Source organism: Sphingobacterium allocomposti (genome assembly GCF_008124885.1).
Taxonomy (GTDB): Bacteria; Bacteroidota; Bacteroidia; order Sphingobacteriales; family Sphingobacteriaceae; genus Sphingobacterium; species Sphingobacterium allocomposti.
This window is the reverse complement of sequence record NZ_VNHX01000009.1, coordinates 97,926-120,670: the sequence shown is the minus strand read 5'-3', so window position 1 is coordinate 120,670 and position 22,745 is coordinate 97,926. Positions and strand designations below refer to the sequence as shown.

At 47.7% G+C, this 22,745-nt stretch carries 10 protein-coding genes; 9 read left to right on the top strand and 1 reads right to left on the bottom strand.

The window, feature by feature from the left end; all coding sequences use genetic code 11:
- Positions 1 to 19 precede the first annotated feature (19 nt).
- A complete protein-coding gene (locus tag BC792_RS08455) occupies positions 20 to 3,460 on the top strand; it encodes a malectin domain-containing carbohydrate-binding protein (protein WP_170249994.1) in 3,441 nt (1,146 codons plus the stop codon).
- Positions 3,461 to 3,625: 165 nt separating this feature from the next.
- Here the strand turns inward: BC792_RS08455 and BC792_RS08450 are convergent, their stop codons facing one another.
- Positions 3,626 to 4,501: an AraC family transcriptional regulator gene (locus BC792_RS08450; protein ID WP_148908555.1), complete on the bottom strand. Its 876-nt coding sequence runs from the start codon at positions 4,499 to 4,501 to the stop codon at positions 3,626 to 3,628.
- A gap of 987 nt (positions 4,502 to 5,488) precedes the next feature.
- On the opposite strand from BC792_RS08450, the gene BC792_RS08445 reads away from it, so the two are divergent.
- The 8 genes from BC792_RS08445 (at position 5,489) to BC792_RS08410 (ending at position 22,724) form a co-directional block, all read left to right on the top strand.
- A complete protein-coding gene (locus BC792_RS08445) occupies positions 5,489 to 6,157 on the top strand; it encodes a DUF3826 domain-containing protein (RefSeq protein WP_148908554.1) in 669 nt (222 codons plus the stop codon).
- Between the two features lie 113 nt (positions 6,158 to 6,270).
- Entirely contained in the window at positions 6,271 to 9,495 is a 3,225-nt protein-coding gene (locus BC792_RS08440) for a SusC/RagA family TonB-linked outer membrane protein (RefSeq protein ID WP_170249993.1), read from the top strand.
- 68 nt (positions 9,496 to 9,563) lie between these two features.
- Positions 9,564 to 11,582, top strand: coding sequence for a RagB/SusD family nutrient uptake outer membrane protein (locus tag BC792_RS08435; RefSeq protein ID WP_148908552.1), 2,019 nt, complete (start codon positions 9,564 to 9,566; stop codon positions 11,580 to 11,582).
- A 416-nt stretch (positions 11,583 to 11,998) separates the two neighbouring features.
- Entirely contained in the window at positions 11,999 to 13,636 is a 1,638-nt protein-coding gene (locus BC792_RS08430; protein WP_148908551.1) for a polysaccharide lyase, read from the top strand.
- 5 nt (positions 13,637 to 13,641) lie between these two features.
- A complete protein-coding gene (locus BC792_RS08425) occupies positions 13,642 to 15,255 on the top strand; it encodes a polysaccharide lyase (protein WP_148908550.1) in 1,614 nt (537 codons plus the stop codon).
- Positions 15,256 to 15,908: 653 nt separating this feature from the next.
- Entirely contained in the window at positions 15,909 to 17,522 is a 1,614-nt protein-coding gene (locus tag BC792_RS08420) for a DUF4957 domain-containing protein (RefSeq protein ID WP_148908549.1), read from the top strand.
- 60 nt (positions 17,523 to 17,582) lie between these two features.
- The gene (locus BC792_RS08415; protein ID WP_246154926.1) at positions 17,583 to 20,795 is read left to right on the top strand and encodes a SusC/RagA family TonB-linked outer membrane protein; all 3,213 of its coding nucleotides are present in this window, start codon (positions 17,583 to 17,585) and stop codon (positions 20,793 to 20,795) included.
- Between the two features lie 18 nt (positions 20,796 to 20,813).
- Positions 20,814 to 22,724, top strand: a complete 1,911-nt coding sequence (locus BC792_RS08410) for a RagB/SusD family nutrient uptake outer membrane protein (RefSeq protein ID WP_148908548.1) — start codon at positions 20,814 to 20,816, stop codon at positions 22,722 to 22,724.
- Positions 22,725 to 22,745: the final 21 nt, after the last annotated feature.

Sequence of the window (22,745 nt, the reverse complement as noted above, 5' to 3'; positions counted from 1 at the left end):
ATTACTGTTCTTCCAATGTATGCTACTTGCCTACGGTCAGTCGCCGCGGCGGATAATCCCGCTGGAACAGGACTGGCGCACGGTCATGCATGAGGAAGATAGTACGAGGCATGCGGGTTTCCAGCAGATCTCATTCCGTGGTGACAGCTCTTGGCAGAAGGTGGATGTACCACACAACTGGGATACCTACGGTGGTTATCGGCGCCTGCTACATGGAAACTTACACGGATACGCATGGTATCGTAAGACGTTTACAGTCGTCGAAAAAGGTAAGAACAAACGGTTTTATCTATTCTTTGAGGGGGTAGGTTCCTACGCCACAGTATGGCTAAATGGACGTAGGGTGGGATACCATGCCGGAGGCCGTACCACGTTTACCCTTGATGTCAGCGGTGTATTATATACGGACGGCCGGACAAACACGTTGGCTGTTCGCGCCGACCATCCTGCAGAGATCCGTGACCTCCCCTGGGTAGACGGGGGGTGCTCGTCTGAGCGGGGATTCTCGGAGGGCTCGCAACCCATGGGTATATTTAGACCGGTAAGCCTGGTAATAAAGAGCGATGTGAATATTGCCCCTTTTGGTGTTCACTACTGGAACGACGAAACCGCGGGGCGCGAGCATGCGACCATTCATCAAAACGTCGAAATTTTTAACAGTTCGTTAAGAGACCGGAAGCTGAAGATCGTGACGAACATGTTGGATGCCGGAGGCAGACGGATAGCTACAACAACGAACGAAAAAACGATCAGGGCCCGTTCGACAGAAGAGTTTTCACTGGCTGATATACAGGTGAATAACCCTCGCCTGTGGCGGCCGAAGGACGCTTATCTGTATACGATAGAGACGAGCATATATGAGGGAAGGAAACTGCTGGACCGCGAGCAGACAGCTTATGGCGTGCGGACGATACGGTGGCCCAAGGGGTTAAAACCGGTGGGGACAAATCAGTTGTTTGTTAATGGAGAACCTGTATTTATACATGGTATCGCTGAATATGAACATAAGCTTGGTGGCTCACATGCTTTCCCGGAGCAGGAAATAATGGCCCGTGTCGGGGAGATGAAGGCGCTGGGATTCAATTCGTTCCGCGACGCGCATCAGCCCCATAATCTACGATATCAGAAGTTCTGGGACGAAAACGGGATATTATTGTGGACACAGATGGCGGCTCATATCTGGTTTGATAATGACGATTTCCGGAGGAACTTCAAAGTGCTTCTACGCGACTGGGTCAAAGAACGGAGGAACAGTCCATCTGTATTCCTGTGGGGCCTGGAAAACGAAAGCACACTTCCCGAAGACTTTGCCAGGGAGTGCACGGAGATCATTCGATCCTTAGACCCAACAGCGTCCATACAACGCTTGGTTACTACCTGTAACGGTGGCGCAGGAACCGATTGGGATGTGCCTCAAAACTGGACCGGGACCTATGGGGGCGACCATCGTACCTATGGGGAAGATTTAAAAAAGCAGCTGCTGGTGGGGGAATATGGGGCATGGCGCACGTTGGAGATGCATGCTGAACCACCGTACCTCCCCAATCATTCCATGTATAGCGAGGATCGGTTTACGGAGATTCTGGAAACGAAACTTCGCCTGGCCGATTCCGTTCAGAACGAAACGATAGGACACTATCTTTGGCTCTGGAATTCCCACGACAACCCCGGACGCGTACAAGGTGGTGAAGGGCTTCGCGATCTAGACAAAATCGGCCCTGTCAACTATAAGGGCCTCCTGACACCTTGGGGTGAGCCGACGGATGCTTACTTTATGTACAGGGCACATTATGGAGATAACGATCCGATGGTCTACATCGCATCTCATACGTGGCCAAACCGTTGGTTAGCGCCCGGCATAAAAAACGATATCCGTATATATTCGAATTGTGAAGAAGTCGAACTTTTCAACGACCTTGGTCATGCGTCCTTCGGCGTGCAGAAAAAGGCGGGTTTTGGAAGGCCATTCGTTTTTAACGGCGTCGACGTCCAATATAACGTTTTGTATGTGGAAGGGAGGAACAAAGGTAGGACAGTGGCACGTGATACCATTGTATTGTTCAATCTGCCGGAAAGCCCACATTTCGATAGCTTGAGAGATCGATCGTCGACGCTCCTGAAGGGGGCGGAGCAGGTAAACTACCTCTACCGCGTGAACTGTGGAGGAGGAAGGTATGTAGACACTTTTGGGCAGGAGTGGTCGGCAGACCAACCCTATCACAAGGCGTTGGGCTGGGGGTCTTTCTCATGGACAGATGCATATGAAGGAATTCATCCCTTTTTTGCGAGCCAGCGTCGTATTTTTGATCCTATTAAAGGTGTGGCCGATTGGGACCTGTTTCAGTCTTTCCGTTACGGCCTCGGTCAGCTCGCTTATCAGTTTGACGTTCCCCCCGGCGAATACCAGGTGGAGCTCTATTTTGCAGAACCTTGGATCGGGACAGGCGGAGGAGAGGATGCCCGCGGGCGGCGTCTTTTTGATGTAGCGATTAACGGGCGGGTTGTTGAGAAGGAACTCGATATCTGGAGGGAGGTGGGACACGATGTGGCGATGAAGCGGGTGTACCATGTCCGTGCCGAAGAGGGTAAAATACGGATTAATTTTCCCCGGATTTTAGCGGGACAGGCGGTCGTCCATGCTATCGCTGTCGCGGGAACCATGGGGGGCGGAATGCCTGAGCAGCAGAGGGAGCACTATAACCTTGAGGTGATGGAGGGGAGCGCTCCCGTTGTAAAGTCCTGGATGGATCTAGGTCAAACGTTTGATGAAAAACGTGGCCTGTCTTTTCAGCACCTTCCGGGCGCATTGTATGGCGCAGACTTCTTTAAAGCGCCGGCCGGCAGACTCGCTTTAAAGTTCCGGTGGAATACAGATGTGTATGTCCTCGGGGGAAAGGAGCCCGAAGGATTTGAATCCATCGGCGATACGGTGACAGACAATCGGGGGCAGGCCTATCCGGTTTATAAAAGAGTGTTAAATAAGGATGTGCCGTTTGATCTACCTGATGTGACACCGGGAACGGTAGTTGCCTTTGCAGTGAGAAGCGGCCTTCAGCCGGCATACGACCTAAAAAAAGCGGATACCTACAAGGCGAATGAGGTATACACCTCCGGGGGGGCGGCGAGGAGGCTGTTCTTAAATCAAGAGCGTCTTCGGTTCACTGAAGATACCGGTTGGCTGGCTTTCGATATAAAAGTAGGGGTAGCCGATGTCTATTCACTTACGCTAAAGTACCACAATCCTTTTAAAGAAAGCAAATTTGTCACACTGGCTCTGGAGATGCCTGACGGTACGGTATTGAAGCGGGAGGAGCAGCTTCGGATGGATCCTACGCGGGAAGGTAAGTGGAATTATGTCAATACCAACACAGGAACGATGATCAACGCGGGGACCTATCGTGTTGTTGTGCGGGGGATAGACGTAAACGAGGTATATATTGACGCGCTAGATGTGCAGTAGGCTAGGTGCATAGGTTGATAAGTTGATAAGGTTAACAAGGTTGATAAGGTTAACATGGTTGATAAGGTTAACATGGTTGATAGGTTAATAAGTTAACAAGATTGATAAGGTTAATAGGGTTAGATAGGGCCGCTTCTAGCTCTTCTAACCCTCAATCCCTAACTGCTAATTTCTGCTTAGATAGCGTTTTTTATATTCCAACGGCGTCAGCCCCATGACCTTTTTAAAGTGTCGGTAAAAATTGGAGACATTGTTAAATCCGCACTCGAAGCAAATGACTTCCGTAGGGAGCTTGTTTTCTACCAATAGTCGGCAGGCATGGCTGATCCGTATTTCAACGAGAAAATCGTAATACGTCTTTCGGGTCATCGTCTTGAAGTACCGACAGAATGACGTGACACTTAAGTTTGCAATATTCGCTACTTCTTCCAGGGTGATGTTTTCTTTGTAATGGGCGTGCGTATGGTTGAAGATATTATTTAGACGGATATTATCGGCCTCATTCGACTGATGAAATGTCGTCTTGGTCTTAACGATGGTTTCGCACTCGTCACTTTCGGCCAGGATCTTTAGAATTTGAAGTAAAGCGATAATTTTGCCCAGTCCGTTTTCTTTCACACAATCATGCATAAGTTCAGCGACGGCGTCCTTGGTTCTGCCTTTAACGATAAGTCCACTTTTTGCTCTTTCAAACAGCTTGGGGAGCAGGTAGGATTCAGGCAGTTGCAGGAGGGGCCGTCCAAGGCAGTCGGGTAAGAACTGTAGCACGATAGCCTCAATATTATAATCGGGGTTATTTTGATAGTACTCTTCTTTACAGCGCCACGCATGCGAGAGTTTTTCGCCAACCAGAATGATCTCGCCGGGAGAGAAGGTGCTGATATTGTCGCCTATAAAGCGCACGCCCTCTCCACGGATGGTATAATGTAGTTCCAGTTCTTCATGGTAATGCCAAACGTTGCCAAAATTAGGCATGATATCGTGTCTTGCGGAAAACGAACTTTCCAACTTTGCTGGAAGTTTTCTGTACAAGGGTTTCATATGTAAATAATTTATCTTTTTATGGCCATATGTAACGTCCAGATTATCTTCGATGAGCTCACTCCGTCCGGTATATGTCTTGCAGACACAGCCAGACCCCTCATCGTATCCTCCTGATTTGAAAATGGTGCTAACAGCGGGTTTACAATTCTTATCTCAACATGCTAATATACGTTTTTTTCTTTGGTGGCACATGATAATATGCTAGAATGCAGGCATAATGTTACATTCGCTCACGCCTGGGAATACCTTACCTGCTTAATGGGTAGTCCGTCTGCCACGGCTCATTATCCCGATTAAAAAGCAGCGTTCGCCAATTCTTTATGTGCTCGGAAATTCGATAGCAACGCCAACTAAGGCGTTTCGTACAGTCTCATCGGAGTCGTCAAGGGCAGGTAACGATGCGTGTGCACCTGTCGACTAGCTTCTTTGTCCAAATTCATTTTGAAACGACCATGTTTCTTTCGGAAAACCTCCCGAAATTGCCCGCTATTGCTTCGTTCTTTTTCAGTTGAATCTAGACATTTCAAAGCGTTCTGGGCCGAAAATAAGACCGAACTCAAGTTATAACCCTATAAGAAAGGATGACCAATTTGTAACACGTAATCGGGAGACGGAAATCCGGTGCATGTGCACCGTTTCCTTACGTATTTGTTGTTTTGTTAACTTTAGAGTGAAATCCATGACAAGATGTTATAATAAATGGATAATCCTACATATTATTAAAGCGTTAATAATACGTTAATTTGAATTAACAATTATACGAACTGAGGGGAGACAAGAACCTGTGTGGCATATAACGTGTTTATAATTAGTCCGTTGTGGGTTGTCTAGCGTGTGTGGTCTTGCGGTGCCTCCGTGCCCGTCGGTAGTAACTTTGTATAAGTTGTTAACATGAGGAAGAGAGGGCCTCACGTGAAAAAAGTGTAGCCGGAGCTCCATTGGAGCCCACCATTATAGATCATAGTTAAACTAATAACCATCAGAATGAATACAACGATAAGAATGTGTTTGGCTTTAGCACTTGTCTGCGTGCTAAAGTTGACCTATGCCCAATCCGAGCGAGAAAAATATCTGCAGGTGATTACGGAACGGTCAGATAAAATCATTGCTCAGCTCGGCGATTTAGATCGGGAAAAGTACGCGGAAGCTAGAGCGATAGTCGTGCGCCAGTATGATCTCCTCAACAGCCACCACGAGGCTAGGGATGGTAAAATAAAGCAGCTGAAAGACACGTACGGAGGAAGGCCGGCTCTACTAGAGGAGAAAAGGGACGAGTTGGAAAGAAAGGAAGACAGCGTGCTCCGCGTGCTACACGCCGATTTTCTTTATAAGCTTGGTCAGGTATTGACACCAAAGCAGATCGATCAAGTGAAAGACGGGATGACATATGGTGTACTGCCGTTGACGTACAAGGCTTATCAAGAGATGATTCCACAGCTGACAGAAGCGCAGAAAGCACAGATCTTTTCGTACTTGATAGAAGCTCGCGAGTTGGCGATGGACGCCCCGGGATCGAAGGAAAAGCATGGCGTCTTCGGTAAGTATAAGGGACGTATCAATAACTATCTTTCCAAGGAAGGTTACGACCTGAAAGAGGAAGGAAAGAAATGGGAGGAGAGACGGGCAAAGGCAAAGGTCGATACCAAGAGCTGAATACCAGAGAGATCGTTTTTGTATGATATTGCTAACAAAGCGAAGATATAAACCTACTTTATTTACAATACTACAGCATGGATTTTAATGCATTATTCAAAAGAAGACTTTTTTTGCGAAGTCTAGGTATCTTTTGTCCTTTATTCATTCTTTTGCCTCACGTGGGCGTGCAGGCGACAAGCGCGAAAGAACCTATGAAGGAGTCGTTCTATACATTCGTTAACATTACCGGTAAGGTTTTGGATCAGGATGGCAAGCCGGTAGGCGGTGCAACTGTCACATTGAAAGGGACGAATACAAGTACCCAAACGGACGAGCAAGGTGTATTCCGTCTAAATGTACCGCCGGGTAGCGCCATCTTGGTGGTCAGCTTTGTGGGATATAAGACGCAGGAAGTACGGCTAAATAATCGAACGGATATTCAGATCAGAATGGAACCTACGGATGCCATCGACGAGGTTGTTGTAGTGGGTTACGGAACGCAGAAAAAGGCCCATTTAACTGGGGCCGTAGAAACCGTAGATATGGAAGCCATCGAAGATCTGCCCGCCACAAACATTGGTGCAGCTCTTGCCGGACGGCTGGCGGGGGTTGGCGTGAGTGGAGGAACCGCACGTCCGGGGTCTAAAGCTATGTTAACCATTCGGAAACCAGTCACCTATGGTAAGGACTCGGGCACTGGGGAACCGCTATACGTGATTGATGGAATGATCCAGGTCGACGCACAAAACAGGCCGGAGTCGACCCAGTTTAATAACCTGGACCCATCGGAGATCGAAAGTATTTCTATCCTGAAAGATGGTGCAGCTGCGGTATACGGTGTGAGGGGAGCAAACGGTGTCGTTCTTGTCACGACCAAGAAAGGTCGAGCCGGAGCGCCGCGGATATCGTATAACGGCTCTCTCGCATTAAGTGATGAAGCTTATCGGACAAAGATGATGAACGCCTACCAGTTCGCGCAATATTTTAATATTATGAACGGGCCAAATGGCGACAATGCAACGCCGGACAACTATCCCAACCGGCTTTTTAGCAGCGACGAGTTAGAACATTTTAAGACGCTAAATTATAACTGGTTGGATGACGCCTGGAAGGTGGCTTACAATACCAGACATGCACTTAACCTAAGCGGCGGCGCGGAAAGGGCGACCTATTTTGCCGGTGTCTCCTATAACAAGAACAATGGCAATCTGGGTAGCTTAGATTATAATAAATGGAATTTTAGAGCAGGCAGCGAGGTAAAGGTATCCTCTAACTTCAAAGTGTCATTGCAAGTTTCAGGAAATGAAGATCAGCTGGATAAAACCTTTAACAAAGTGTCCGGAGAAGGAGCTGAGGATGACTACAAGAACCTGCTTCTGGCGGCTCCCTATGTTCCTGCCTACATTGATGGCCTTCCGGTCAAACTTCCGGGAAGGGCAAATGACCTATCCGCCTATCATTTCTTCGAAATAGAACGACTTGGCAACCAAGCTAAGACTAACGCTAAGTTTTTTTCTTTAAACATCGGCGCAGAATACGACTTTAAGTTTTTGCCGGGACTAAAGGCGCGAGGTACCTACAGTAGAAATATGCGAAACTCGGTAGGTAGCCAAATCGGTACGAAATACGAGGTATACGAGTTCCAAAAGCAGGGAGAGTATCAGCATATCTTTGAAGGAGCTACGAACCCCACGGCGGTAACGGTTAGCAACGGAAACCGCTTGTATTATTCCAATATAAACGGAACCAACACGCAATATAACTTCTTCCTGACGTATGAGAAACAATTCGGTAAACATAATGTAAGCGGGCTATTCTCTGTCGAACGTGGTGAGGCGAAAGGACAGCAGGAGGACGTTTGGAAATCTGATCCGCTGGAAACTACAAATGGACAGTTTGGAACAGCCTTCGGTGAAATTGACGGCCGTACGTTCGCTTATGAATCGGGCTCTTTGGGCTATATTGGCCGGGCGAACTACCGCTATGACGAAAAATATCTTGCTGAATTCCTTTTCCGTACGGATGCTTCGACTAAGTTTGCCCCCGAAAATTATTGGGGAAAGTTCTACTCCGCTTCTGTGGGGTGGGTTGTTAGCGAAGAAGATTTTTTCAATGTTAGGGGAGTCGATTACTTAAAACTCCGCTATTCCGCAGGCTGGATGGGTAACGACCAGTTTTTGCCATGGTCCTGGCGTCAACGTTTTACATATGAGGTCGGTAAAGGAGCTGTATTCGGTGGGAATGGGAATTCGACGACAGGAATGAAAATGGGTCTGTCGCCAAACAGGGAGGCTACCTGGAGCGATGAATTTAAGAACAACATGGGGGTAGAAGCGCGATTTTTAGAGAGCCGTCTTTCCGCAACCCTCGATGGCTACTATAATAAAGCTTCTAATATTTTACTGCAACGCATCGGTAACATGCCTGTGTCTGTGGGCGGATCAGTTGCTTCCGAAAACTATGCAAAGGTTAATACGTATGGATATGAAGTCAGCATCGGCTGGAACGACAAAATCGGTTCGGACTTTAATTATGGAATTAACGGACGGCTCTCGTGGTCTGACTTGAAGATTATTAATATCGATTATAGCCCTGTTTCTACACTTTACCCATGGAATCCGAGAAATGGACGATCAGAAGACCTTGGCATGTGGGGTTTTGATTATCTAGGCATGTTTAAAAGCCAGGAAGAGATTGACGCTTATATCAGCGAATACAATATTACGCAGGTGTTCGGAACTAATGCGAGTGACTTGAAGCCCGGTATGTTGTATTACCGCGATGTGCGCGGCCCGTTGCAAGCGGATGGAACCTTCGCCGGCCCGGATGGTATCATTGATGACAATGATCAGATCCAGCTAAGTAGAAGAAAAAATAACAACTACGGTTTTGGCGTAACTTTGCGCGCCGGCTACAAAAACGTTTCTTTTGAAGCCGTCATTGCCGGCAGCTTCGGCGGTTATGCGGAAGTTGGTTCTACCGAAAGGAAGAAGTTAAACAACGATATCACCCGCGTATATAATAACCTCCCCGCCATATGGGGTGATGTGTACGATCCGGTCATTAATCCGACCGGGACAATGCCGAATCCCAATTGGGAGAATATCTACAACGTAAGTTCAGACTTTTGGCGGGTAAGCGCATTTCGTATGCGCGTCACGAGCCTGAACTTAGGTTATTCGTTACCAAGGAGCGTTGTCGAAAGGATGAAGGTAGCCAATGCGAGGTTATACTTCTCAGCGATGAATCCGTTGGGACTGTATCAGGCGTTTAGTTATAAGGATACGTATGGTACTGCGTGGGATTCGTATCCGAACTTAAAAACCTTTTCATTTGGCTTAAACTTAACGCTCTAGTGTTCTCGCTCCAACGGATGCTGTCCGTCGGACTTATTAACTAATGTAAAAAGCAAATAGACAAAAAAATGAGAAAGCGTTCATATATAAATATACTAGCATCGTTATTCTTGTTAACCGCAAGTTGTAGTGATGACTTTCTGCAGGAAAAGCGCGATTTAACAGGGGTTAATGAAGATGTCTTTAAGGATCCTGTGCTGGGGCAGGCGTACGTCGACTACGTGTATGGACTGTTTTTACCGGCAAATAACGGGACCGGCTTTATGGCTACGCAAACCGCATCGGATAACGGCACGTATAACACCGTGTTTACCCAAACTACCGACGAGCTGGCCGGAGAGACAGATTTTAACAAGCTTTGGGCTACAATATCAAATATTAACAACCATGCCAACAAGTATTTTGGTCAGCCGGTAAGCACCAATATAAACAACAATACGTGGACACGGTTGCGACAGATCAACATGTTTTTAACGGAAGTGGAAAAGTATGGTATGGAGGAAGGGGTAAAAAATCAGCTGAAGGGACAGCTGCATTTCTGGCGTGCATGGCAGTATTTTGAGCTGGTTAGATTATATGGTGGTGTTCCTATTGTGCTGACAGCGCAGAATCCGGCGGTGGGTAACATCGAAGAGAACTCTGTACCAAGGAGCTCAACGTCAGCTTGTATTGAGCAGATATGTGCAGACTTGGACAAGGCTGCCGAGCTGCTCCCCGGTAGATGGGATGCGGCCAACTGGGGGCGCATAACGAGCGGCGCGGCGCTGGCTCTAAAAGGACGGGTTTTATTGACCTGGGCGAGCCCGCTTTTCAACCCAAATGACGATGCTTCGAGGTGGCAGGAGGCCTACGATGCCAACCTTGCGGCCAAGGAACTGCTAGAACAAAACGGCTTTGGTCTATACAAAGACGGAAACCTAGAGAACGGAGAAGCCTGGGAAGGCATGTTTCTCGAGGAGGTGGGTAATCCGGAGGCTGTTATCGTTTTTGGTTTTAATAGCCTGGCGGTAGGGGGAAATTTTACCAAGAACAGCGGGTGGGAGCAGGCCATCCGTCCACGGGAGATCAACGGCGGCGGGTCTGTTTCACCAACCCGCCAGATCGTAGAGTCCTTCCCCATGAAAGATGGTAAGGTTATCGGAGACCAAACATCCGCATACCGGTACGATCCTAATAAATTCTACAAAAACAGGGATCCGCGGTTTTATAAGTCGTTCGCTTATAACGGCGCTATATGGCCGTATGGGGGAAATCCGAACTATAAAGTATGGACCTACTCCTGGAAGAAGGAAGACACGCCGAATACGGGGTATACGTCTACCGAGACTAAAGGGCCAAACGCGAGCGGAATATATGTACGTAAAGCGTCCAATCTATCTGCGAATAATGCCATCAACAATTTTCAGGAAAGTGGAACAGACTTTATGGAGCTGCGGTTTGCAGAAGTAGTTCTGAATCTCGCCGAGAGTGCTATTGGTATCGGCCGTTTGGGAGAGGGGCTTGAGGGGATAAAGGCGATCCGGCAACGGGCTGGGATAGAGAACCGGGATGGGGCATATGGCTTGGCCGACGTCGCCGGCGACAGAAACAAGCTGTTTAAAGCTATTATTGACGAGCGCAAAGTTGAGTTTGCTTATGAAGGAAAGCGTTTCTACGATTTAAGACGCTGGATGCTATTTGACGATGCTACCGGTATGAACACGCGGTTAGGTATTCCTGTCCTGAATGGGACGAGGAGGACAGGGTATCGTATTACTGTTAGACGCTCGGACAACGCTTATTTCGGAGCTGCAGACCCTCTGCTGGGAGAATCTGCACCTGTGATAAACAGGGATGCAACGACCTTTCCTTCAGGCGTAGATAGCTATGAAGAGTACCTGGATTATCTCTATGACAACTACTTCGTGGTTTCCGATAAAGATGATCTCGATCGAACCAATGCGTCCCCTATGTGGACATTCAAGTGGTATCCGGAATATTATTATTTTGGTATTAACCAAAATGTCCTGGACAGCTCTCCTTACTTGGAGCAGACCAAAGGCTGGAACAGTTTAAACGGAATGGGTACGTTCGATCCGCTACAATAAGTTTTTTAATTTTTGTTCTCTATAGGTCGGGGACTAGCGTTTGCTAGTCCCTTTGTGGTATCAACAACAGGGCAGTCCTGCGGTAAGAATGTCAGTGGCGACTATGTGGGCAATTGATCACCGCCCGTCCATATAATGGGCTCCATGGTTTCCGATGTTCTTTTGGCGCCGCGAGGTAGATGCCGTGTTATGATAATGTGACGATTGAAGCTAATATGTTATAATATTTCGTGAAAATGGTACAAGTAACTATATATTTATCTTCCTAGTTTTGAGTAGTTAATGTAATGATTATAGGATATAAACCTTATGATTGCTTAGAGAAGGATTTTGTGCGTGGCAATGTCTTAGCCGATGCTCCTTCTATCTGTTTGTAAGAACAGCTGTTTAGACTTTTAATTTTTTGAAAGTATACTATGAATAAGAAAGTATTGTCGGGCTTTCTGCTCGCGGTAGGTCTGTTATCGCTAGAAACGGCGAAGGCACAGTATCCGAAGATTCCCGAAGACGTAAAAAAGGCATCAAATGAGCTTATGGAGCGCGCGAGACTGCAGTCTGACGTAGCTTGGGGCAAGGCCCTTCCAGTGATAGAGGAATATGCAAAGCAAGGGAAACCATATATCCCATGGGCAGGCCGGCCAACGGACTTGCCACAGGCCGATATTCCTGCGTTTCCGGGAGCTGAAGGGGGTGGTAAATACAGTTTTGGAGGAAGGGGCGGCAAAGTGATAGTTGTAACCAGCTTAGAAGACAACGGTCCGGGAACATTGCGGGAAGCCTGCGAACAAGGAGGCCCCCGTATTATCGTATTTAACGTCGCAGGAATTATCCGGCTAAAAACGCCGCTTATTATCCGAGCGCCGTACATCACTATTGCAGGGCAGTCTGCACCTGGGGATGGTGTATGTGTGGCAGGCGAATCTGTTTGGATCAATACGCACGATGTGGTCATCCGCCATATGCGTTTCCGGCGCGGAGAGACCTATGTGGGGCGCCGTGACGACGCCATAGGTGGAAATCCTGTGGGTAACATCATGATAGACCATGTGTCGGCCAGCTGGGGGCTTGACGAAAATATGTCTATGTACCGACACATGTACAACGACAGTACGGGCAAACAGGAGGAAAAGCGGGGAACGGTTAATATAACCATACAGAACTCTATTTTCTCAGAAGCTTTGGATACATGGAACCATGCCTTCGGCAGCACCCTGGGCGGAGAAAATTGCACATTTATGCGCAACCTATGGGCCAACAACGCGGCGAGGAACCCTTCCATCGGCTGGAATGGCGTGTTTAACTTTGCGAACAACGTAATCTATAACTGGGTGCATCGAGGAATTGACGGAGGCGACTACCAGGCAACATATAATATCTTTAATAACTACTTTAAGCCGGGCCCTGCGACACCCAAAGGACAACCGATCCGTTACCGTATTCTTAAGCCGGAGTCGGGACGAAGTAAATTGCCCTACGTTGTTTTTGGCCGTGCTTATGTAGCAGGAAACATTGTCGAAGGTAGCGAACAGGTCACTGCAGATAACTGGAACGGCGGCGTGCAACTGGAAAATAAGGCAGGTAACGCCATGACTTTTGACGAGGCACAGCCGTATTTTGCTGCAATGAAGGCGGAGAAGCCCTTCCCCCACGCAGAATTTAATGTTATGAGTGCGAAGGATGCTTATAGCTACGTCCTGGAGAATGCTGGAGCGACCTTACCAAAACGTGATCCGGTAGATATACGTATCGTGCGGGAGGTGCGCGACGGAAAGCCTACGCCGCTGAAGAATGTCACGCTGCCGGAAAAAGACTTCGAGCATAGACGTCTTCCGAAGGATTCTTATAAGATCGGGATTATTACGGATATTTCGCAGGTCGGTGGATACCCGACGTATAGCGGGACACCTCATAAAGACAGCGACAATGATGGTATTCCCGATGACGTGGAAATTAAAATGGGGCTAAATCCGAACGACGGCACCGACTCCGCGAAAATTACCGATTCGGGTTATGCAAATATTGAAGTTTACCTAAATGAGCTAGCATCAAAATAAACGTGATGAGTTTGAAAACAAGATATCGTATTTTACTGGTGCTTAGCGCGCTGCCTGTATGCTCTTTTGCGCAGTATCCGGTAATTCCCGATTCGTTAAAAGCTGTTGCCGCGCAACGCGAGCAGCTCGAGCAGCTACGATCCGAGAAGATGTGGCAGCAGGCGCAGGCGAGGATGGCGGAAGAGGGGAGACCTTATATTCCGGACGCGGCGAAACCAGAAGACTTGCCCCCGGCGAAGATACCGGCTTTTCCCGGAGCAGAGGGGGGAGGAGCCTATACCGCCGGTGGGCGCGGAGGACGTGTTATGGTGGTTACCAGCTTAGCCGACAGCGGCCCGGGGACCTTGAGAGAGGCATGCGAAGCCGGCGGTGCCCGTATAGTGGTCTTTAACGTAGCCGGCATTATTAAGCTGGAGAAGCCAATTACCATCAGGGCGCCTTATATAACGATTGCCGGTCAAACTGCTCCGGGAGATGGGGTCTGCGTAGCGGGAGAGTCATTTCTTATAGATACCCACGATGTCGTTGTCCGCTTTATGCGTTTTCGCAGAGGAACAACAGATGTAACGCGGCGGGACGACGCTTTAGGAGGAAATGGGATAGGTAACATCATGATCGATCACGTGTCGGCGAGCTGGGGGCTGGACGAAAATATGTCTATGTATAGGCATGTATACGACAGAGAAGGCAAGAACCTGAAGTTGCCCACCGTAAATATTACTATTCAGAACTCGATTTTTTCCGAGGCCTTGGATACGTATAACCATGCCTTCGGGAGCACGATCGGCGGGCTGAACAGCACGTTTATGCGTAACCTCTGGGCTTCCAACATAAGCCGTAATCCATCGGTGGGTATGTATGGCGATTTTGGATTTGTAAATAACGTTGTCTGGAACTGGTGGAATCGCACGGCGGACGGAGGAGACCACCGATCATTGTATAATTTTATCAACAACTACTATAAGCCGGGGCCTATTACGCCTGTTGGTCAGCCGATAGCATACCGCATACTCAAACCGGAATCGGGACGTGACAAAGAAAACGCCAATACTTTTGGAAAGGCGTATGTCCATGGAAACGTAATAGAAGGAAATGAGAAAGTTACGAACAACAACTGGGACGGGGGCGTTCAACCCGACGCCGACCCCGCCGTCCTTGCACATATTAAGGTAGACAAGCCTTTTCCGCTATCACACTTTGGACGGATAATGGAAGCTCGGGAAGCCTATGATTACGTGCTCAAGAACGTGGGCGCAACATTGCCGAGGAGGGATGCGGTCGACGAACGTATCGTTAAGCAGGTTAAAACCGGTAAAGTTTTCTTTACGGCTTCTGCTGGCCGCTCAGTTCCCTCGCCCTATGTTAAACGGCGTCTACCTGCGGATTCATACAAGCAGGGAATTATTACGGATATAAGCCAAGTTGGCGGATACCCCGAATATAAGGGTAAGCCCTATAAAGATGCAGACAATGACGGACTACCAGACGATTACGAAATTAAAATCGGTCTAGATCCGAATGATCCCGACGACTCGGCCAAGATAAGTGAAAATGGGTATGCGCATATCGAAAACTATTTGAATAGCGTTGTGCCGCTGAACAGCGTGAAACCCTTATAGCGGTAGATATCAGATAAGAAAAGCGGGTCTAAAGGGCAATACCTTGTCATGTGAGCTTGTCGAAACACAATTTAACGTGCTGTTTATTATTCGACCATGTCAGGCTGAGCACTTCGGCAGGGTCCATGCAGGCTCTGTCGAAGCCTAGGACAATAAAAACAGCTTTTTGGTAGACACTTTCTTTACGTTTACCCTTTTCGCTTGATGTGGACATGGATTACCCACTGTCGGTATCGAAGGGGGCGGACCGTACGCAGGAAATAACTTCTTTCTTTGAAAGAAACAGTTTGTAACATATTCGTTGGATTATGGTAATATGTTATAATAAAAAGGCAATGCGATATAATATTACGCGTTGCCTTTTCCGTTTATTTGTATAGTAATAACATAATCAGTTTGTAAGCCTTTGTACGCAAGAAAGTTATTGGTTGCTACCATTGTTTCGCTTTTATGTTTTAAGGCTAACCAGTTAGAAAAATAAACAAGTGCAGTATACCGTCGGACAATATCAACGGTAGTAGTATTTGTCTCCATTTATAAAGTGTATTGTTGACATTTATGCTGTGCAGCTGTGGAATATAGTTGAGGAGACGGAACATTGTTTCGTCGTACGATACTTTTAGAACCTATTTTATAAACACAATTTTAAACCAATGAATTATCAAGCTTATTTTACGAAGAGATGGCTGCGGAGGGGGGCGGTTCTTATGACGCTCATCTTAATCTATGCATGCAAAGAAGAGGATATCCGAGGTCCGGCAACGAGTTTGACGGAGATGGGAAGTGCGATCACCATTGTGCATGCAGATACCTCTTTGGTGTTGACTTGGGAAGCGGGGCGTGCAGCTTGGGAGGGGGATGACCGAAAGGTAGAGGTGGCTTATGAAGTTCAGGTCTCTTCCGATTCTACTTTCACCGACGCCTCCCAAAATGTCATCGATTTTCTTACCGATTCCACCTCAATTTTTCTCAGCGACCAGGAATTGACACCGCTGGAACCTTATTTTGCACGTGTACGTACGGTGTCCAGTACCGGAACGGGAGCATCCTCTTGGATGCGTACGCCACGGCTCCAGTTGAAGCCAATCAACCTGTTTACCCCGATTAAAGTCTGGAAACTGTCCCATGAAGCCGTAGTGCTGAACTTTGGAAGGCATGGCGAACTGACAAAAATGGTATTGGAAAAAGCAGATGGAACTAATTCCCAAGAATTCGATGTGTCCGCTGATGAGTTGACTGCTATGCAATTGGATGGATTGAGCTCAAATACAGACTATGTCGCCCGGCTTTTCCGGCCGGACGGTCGCTCGCTAGGTGAACTTGAGTTTAAGACCAAGCCTACCGTAGAGGAGGCGGGACATATTGATCTAAGAGGAAGTTCCGATCCGCAAATTCTGCAAAACACCTTGAATACGGTGCCTGATGGAAGTGTCATTGCGTTGAAGCGGGGCATGACCTACACCATGGGCGGCCTTACTTTGAATCGTGGGGTTACCCTGATATCCGAGCCGGGATTCGGACCGCAGGCGAGGATTGAAATGTCTTCCTCTTTTAATGTCGAGGGAACAATGAACCTCATCAAGTTTGAAGATGTACATTTTACCGGTGATATAGGGGGCAGTTACGTCTTTAACATCAGCGGGGAAGCATCGATTAACAAAATTGAGTTTGAAGCGTGTAGGATATCCGAGCTTCGGGGTGTGATGCGCTTGCAGTCCGCAGGGCCGAAATCAGTGAATGAATACGTGATTAATAACTCCATCGTACAGAATATTGGAAACTATGGTGCGCTGACGGTAGATCATAACGACGTATCCGAACGCGACGTGCGCTTTACAAATTCTACCTTCATCAATGTACAATGGCTCATTCGCTATGGTGGGTCGGTGAATGCCGGTCTTAATGCTGTACTCATTGAAAATGCTACGCTCTATCAATCACCCTGGGATAATCGCTACATTATCGACGCGAGCCGTGGCGAGATCGGTGGTTTCACGATGCGTAATACGCTAATCGGGTACACGACGGGCGGGCGTTCCTTCAATCGTGTTATGCCGAATTCGAGTGCCGTATCGAATAGTTTTGCGACGTCTGATATTCGCTGGGGAAGTAACGCGACGCAAGGGATGATACAAGGTGTCGTCGCTTATGGAGGTGCTTCCGAGCAGGTTTTTGCCGCACCGGATAAGACCAATTTTGCCAATAGCGATTTGACGATTATTGATAAAACGTTGTTTACGGTTGGCGATCCGCGCTGGCGACCATAAATGGGGGGGGAAATGGAGATGAAACCTATTTTTAGAATGAATAAACTTAAAATAAGATATATGAAAAGTCGTGCTGAATTGCCCCTAGCTTTTCTACGGGGAACGCGAAATGTGCTACTGGCATGTTTGCTCGTCACTCCTTTCGTTGGAGTGGAGGCGGCCGGGATGCCTGCACGGGAGCTGAGGAAAATAGAGAAGTTTGTCAATATTACGGGAAAAGTCATCGATCAGGATGGCAACCCGGTAATGGGCGCTACAGTATTGGTAAAAGGTACAAAATCAGGCGTCCAAACCGATAAAGACGGAATGTTCAGGATAAACCTGCCGGAAGGAAATACGCGGTTGGTGGTGAGTTTTGTGGGTTATAAAGTGCAGGAAGTCAATGTCGCCGGGATGACCAGTATCACCATCACACTGGAGTCCAGCGATGCGATTGACGAGGTGGTCGTTACGGGATATGGCACACAGAAGCGATCGGAAATTGTAGGGTCGGTGGCGACAATTACGGGAGAGGAGCTGATGGATATTCCGGCACCGAATATTGCCGGTGCTTTGCGGAACCAGATCGCGGGGGTTGGGGTCAGCGAAGCATCCGGTCGGCCGGGGTCGCGTATTTCCTTAAATATCCGGGGGGCGTCAACCAGTCAAGAAGCATCACGTATCGGATCAACATCCGACCCGCTCTATATCGTGGATGGGATAACCGTATCCTCAGATGTGTTTGATGCGTTGGACCCCTCCATGGTGGAAAATATTACCTTTCTAAAAGATGCGTCGGCGGCTATTTATGGTGCAGCCGGTGCGAAAGGGGTGGTGTTGGTGACCACCAAACGCGGAAAGCAGGGAAAACCCAGTATATCCTATAACGGCTATTTAGGGATAACCGATGCTGCCAGAAAACCCGATTTTCTCTCGGGCTATGAATTAGCGCAGTTTCTTAACGAAAGTGCCTTCATGGGCAATAAGCCGGAAAGTGAAATGTTCTCCCAAGCGGATTTAGACTATCTGAGAGGCTTAGATGTAGACAGTTGGTACGACCAACTGTGGAAACCGGCGATAATGCAGCGCCACAACCTGAGTATCTCCGGTGGTAGCGAACGCACGACGTTCTTCGTTGGAGGAAGCTTTCAAAACCAAAATGCCAATTATGCCGGCATGAAAGATGACAAGTATTCGTTGCGCAGTGGGTTGACGACGACCATTGTCGAAGGTCTGAAGGCGGATATTGCTTTTAACCTCAATCATAATATTCGGAAAAGCCAGAATCAAATCGGAAATGAAACGGATGCGGACTTTTTTGAACGGATAATATCCACTCCCGACTGGGTGCCTATGTATATTGACGGACTCCCGGTAAATATCAATGGTCGAGATAGTAATCCCTTGGCAGTGTTCAATTCTGGTTATGCGCAGAGTAGGAAGTCTCAGGATTACAATATCAATGCGAGTTTAACTTATTCGCCGTCTTTTTTGAAAGGCTTTTCGGCAAAAGTACAGGTTTCCCAGCGAGGAGGAAACGGTAGTAGCGAGCAATATATAGCGCCTTATATACTTTGGAATTTTGAGCGAATGGGAAACAATAACCTGTTTTTCTCGAACAGCTTGGTGGCAGGAGATAATCCATTTACTGAAGTACTTCCATTGGCGAGTGCCAGCTTAACTTCCTCTTTGGCGAATAATGGGGGCTATCAGGGGTTTGTAACTTTGGACTATAGCGGCACATTCGCGGATCACAGTATTGCTGTGGTTGCTGGAGCGGAGCAAACCGTTTCAAACAGTGAAGATATGGGATTGCGTTGGCTCAATCAGTTGATTCCAGAATCTATGGATTACTGGGGCTTTGATCAAAACCTGATGGAACGTACGACGCGTGCCATATTAAAAACAACTAAACGATCGGCTTTCGGGCGCCTTAGTTATGACTATAAGAAAAAATATATATTGCAGGTGGTGGCACGTCTAGATGCCTCTTCGAATTTTGCTCGAGGAGATCGTTGGGGCTGGTCGCCGAGTGTAGGTGCGGGCTGGATTGTCAGCCAGGAGAACTTCTTCAAGGATAATATTTCTTTTGTGAATCATCTAAAGCTGAAAGTAAATTGGGGGATTACGGGGGATGACCGCGTGAGCGAACGCCTTTGGCAGGAACGCTATGTCCTAGATGTTAACAATGGCTATATGTTTGGCGATAATAACTACGGTGTTGGTATGAATCCGCAATCTTATCCAAACCTCAATATCACGTGGGAGAAAATGCGCTCTTTTAACTTCGGAATGGAATCTACCCTATGGAATAATAAACTGAACATCGGGATGGACTTCTACCAGAACAAAATATTCGATGGTTTCGATCGGGGTGCGAACGAAACCAACCCGCTGTATTCCGGCTTAATCGCTCCGGTCGTTAATTATCGGGAAGCTTATAGCTGGGGTTCGGAGTTTACGATTGGCTACAATACGAAGATAGCCGAAGACTGGAGCATCAATGCGGGGATGAACTTTGGCTGGGGAAATTCCATTGTTACGAAAATGCTCTATAATCAGAACAACCTCATTGAAACGGACCGCTCTAGTGGTAATTGGCTGGGAACCAGTTTTGGGGTAGATCCTAGAAAATATGTCAACAGTAATATTGGATTCCGTACCCAGGGCATGTTCCGTACGCAGGAACAGGTAGACGCTTTTCTAGCGGAGAATCCAAACTATACGATTAACGGAAACGTCCCGCAGGTCGGGTGGATGATTTATGAAGACACCAACGGTGATGGCGTAGTTAACTTTAATGATAATGTCGTGTTGTTCGACCGTATATCCCCAAGGTTTTCTACCGGGATCAACCTTGGCATAGGGTACAAAAACTTTAGTCTCAGAACCAATATTATGGCACGTTTCGGGGGTAAGGTCTTTGTGGATAGCCGGGCGCGGTCGAAACCGGATCCGGGTACGAATGTACCCATTTTTTGGCGGGATCGCTGGACACCGGAGGATCCGATGAACGGAAAATATCCGCGGGCAGACGACCCTTTGATTAACGACAATGCCGATATATGGGCGCTAAATGGCACCACGATCCGGGTGAACAACATGACTTTAAGTTACTCAATCCCGTCGAACGTCGCCCGTCGTATAGGGCTGGGTAGCGGACGTATCCTTTTGACCGGTAATAACCTCTGGACCTTAGTGAACCCGTTCAGCTATAAGGATCCATACTCGCCTCAGGTATATAACTATCCGACGGTCCGAACAATTTCAGTGGGTTTAAGCGCTAGTTTATAAGATTTAACACGAATAGACATGAAAAAGAATTTATATAACAGGCTAAGAAAAGGCTTTTTGGTGATTCTGTCGACGACTTTCTTGCTTTCCTGTAACAACGACGATTTCTTTATCCTGCCCGATAGGGGAGGATTGGACGCCGAGGGGTTATGGAATACAGAGGGAGCAGTGAATTTTCACCTTAATAAGGCCTATGAATTGATTATTCCTCGGTTTCCTTGGCAGACCGTTCCATCCCGTTTCGATATACACTTGGTTAGCGACGAACACTTTTTCGCATCGAACGGAAGTTACGGTGCACAGGCGCTGGGGATTGCCGGCAACGCGCTGATTAATCATGATGTGCGATATGTAGGGAATAGTTATAATCAAAATTATCTAGATAACCGCTATATGGATATAGCCCGTTGTAATAATGCGATAAAATACTTGCCTGAGAGTACCATCCCTGATGCGCAGAAGTTCCCATTGCTTGGACAGTACTATGCCCTCCGAGCGATGGTCTATCTCGAATTGGTCAAGGTGTATGGCGGGGTGCCGCTGGTGTTGGAACCGCAGGATCCTGATGCGGTCATGACCGACGGACGTTCCAGTGCAAGAGCCTGTTTCGCACAAATCGTGGATGACCTAGATTATGCCATGCAGTACCTCGAAGGGGTAACTTGGGGAGGAGATAACTGGGGGCGGATTACCCATGCCGCAGCCGCGGCACTGAAAGGAAAAGCCTTATTGTACTGGGCAAGTCCACAGTTTAATCCGTTGGATGATCCGAAGCATCCCTACGACGTGTCGCGTTGGCAGGAGGCGTTGGCAGCGAATAAGGAGGCCTATGATATTGGATTAGCTGCTGGAAAGCGTCTCGTTGAGAACTACGCGGATATCTTTCGCATTAAGGGCTCCGCAAATACGGAAACCTTAATTTCCCGCCCTTATTCGAGTACGCGTCAACGTCGTGGGCATGATGAAGAGCGGCGATCACGTCCGCGTTCTGAGAACCAGAATGCTGCGCCGCATAACGGATATCGTGCTACAGTGAAGCTGCTTCGTGCCTACCCAATGAAAGACGGAAATAGAATAGACGAGCCCGGAAATTACACCTATGATGATGTGTTGTTCTGGAAGGATCGCGATCCGCGTTTTGAGGCAACGATGGCCTATAACGGTAGTATTTGGGTATTGAGCAATAAGCAGGGACGCAGACAGTGGAATTACGAGGGAGCGACAAATAATGGCCGTGCAGAAAGTGCGAATTGGGCTGTTTATTGTAAGAAATTTAGTACGCCGACCTTAGCTGAAGCAGCGGTTCCCTATTCCGATGGAATAGGTGGCAGTGGCATGGATTGGATTGAGATGCGTTTTGCGGAAGTGATGCTGAATTTGGCGGACTGTGCGAACGAAACCGGTGACATGGCTACGGCTAAGGATATGGTACGTCGAATTCGCCAACGTGCCGGTATTGAGCAGGGAAGCAACGATTACGGTTTGGGGCATATTGCTAGCATTGCGCAAATGCGGGAATTGTTGCTCAATGAACGCATGGTGGAATTTGCCTTTGAAAACAAACGTACTTCCGATCTGCGCCGTACAAGAAACTGGCATAAGCTAACGGGGGAATTCTTAGAGGTGTACCAAGTGCAAGTAGCAGGTGAAACGGATGCCGATCGAACTGCAAAGATTAACGAGCTGGAGGCAATTGACCCGAACACAGGGCGACCGTTTCGCGACGGCTTGGATTTGAATAACCGAGATGTGTATTTGGAATATTTTAAACCACATTATATTGTCCCCCAACAAACGGGTTTTCGAGCAATGAATATTCCGGAGTATCATAATTTCTACACTTTCCATAATGATTTCGTCCGTAGAGGGGTGAATATCGAAACGACCATCGGCTGGGAAGGCGGAACCTTTGATCCCCTAGACGATTAAGCGGATGTTGATAATAGACTT

Bases quoted from the DNA above. Each gene is read 5' to 3' on its own strand.
- BC792_RS08455 (WP_170249994.1), top strand. From the start codon at position 20: ATGCTACTTGCCTACGGTCAGTCGCCGCGGCGGATAATCCCGCTGGAA.
- BC792_RS08450 (WP_148908555.1), bottom strand. From the start codon at position 4,501: ATGAAACCCTTGTACAGAAAACTTCCAGCAAAGTTGGAAAGTTCGTTT.
- BC792_RS08445 (WP_148908554.1), top strand. From the start codon at position 5,489: ATGAATACAACGATAAGAATGTGTTTGGCTTTAGCACTTGTCTGCGTG.
- BC792_RS08435 (WP_148908552.1), top strand. From the start codon at position 9,564: ATGAGAAAGCGTTCATATATAAATATACTAGCATCGTTATTCTTGTTA.
- BC792_RS08430 (WP_148908551.1), top strand. From the start codon at position 11,999: ATGAATAAGAAAGTATTGTCGGGCTTTCTGCTCGCGGTAGGTCTGTTA.
- BC792_RS08425 (WP_148908550.1), top strand. From the start codon at position 13,642: ATGAGTTTGAAAACAAGATATCGTATTTTACTGGTGCTTAGCGCGCTG.
- BC792_RS08420 (WP_148908549.1), top strand. From the start codon at position 15,909: ATGAATTATCAAGCTTATTTTACGAAGAGATGGCTGCGGAGGGGGGCG.
- BC792_RS08415 (WP_246154926.1), top strand. From the start codon at position 17,583: ATGAAAAGTCGTGCTGAATTGCCCCTAGCTTTTCTACGGGGAACGCGA.
- BC792_RS08410 (WP_148908548.1), top strand. From the start codon at position 20,814: ATGAAAAAGAATTTATATAACAGGCTAAGAAAAGGCTTTTTGGTGATT.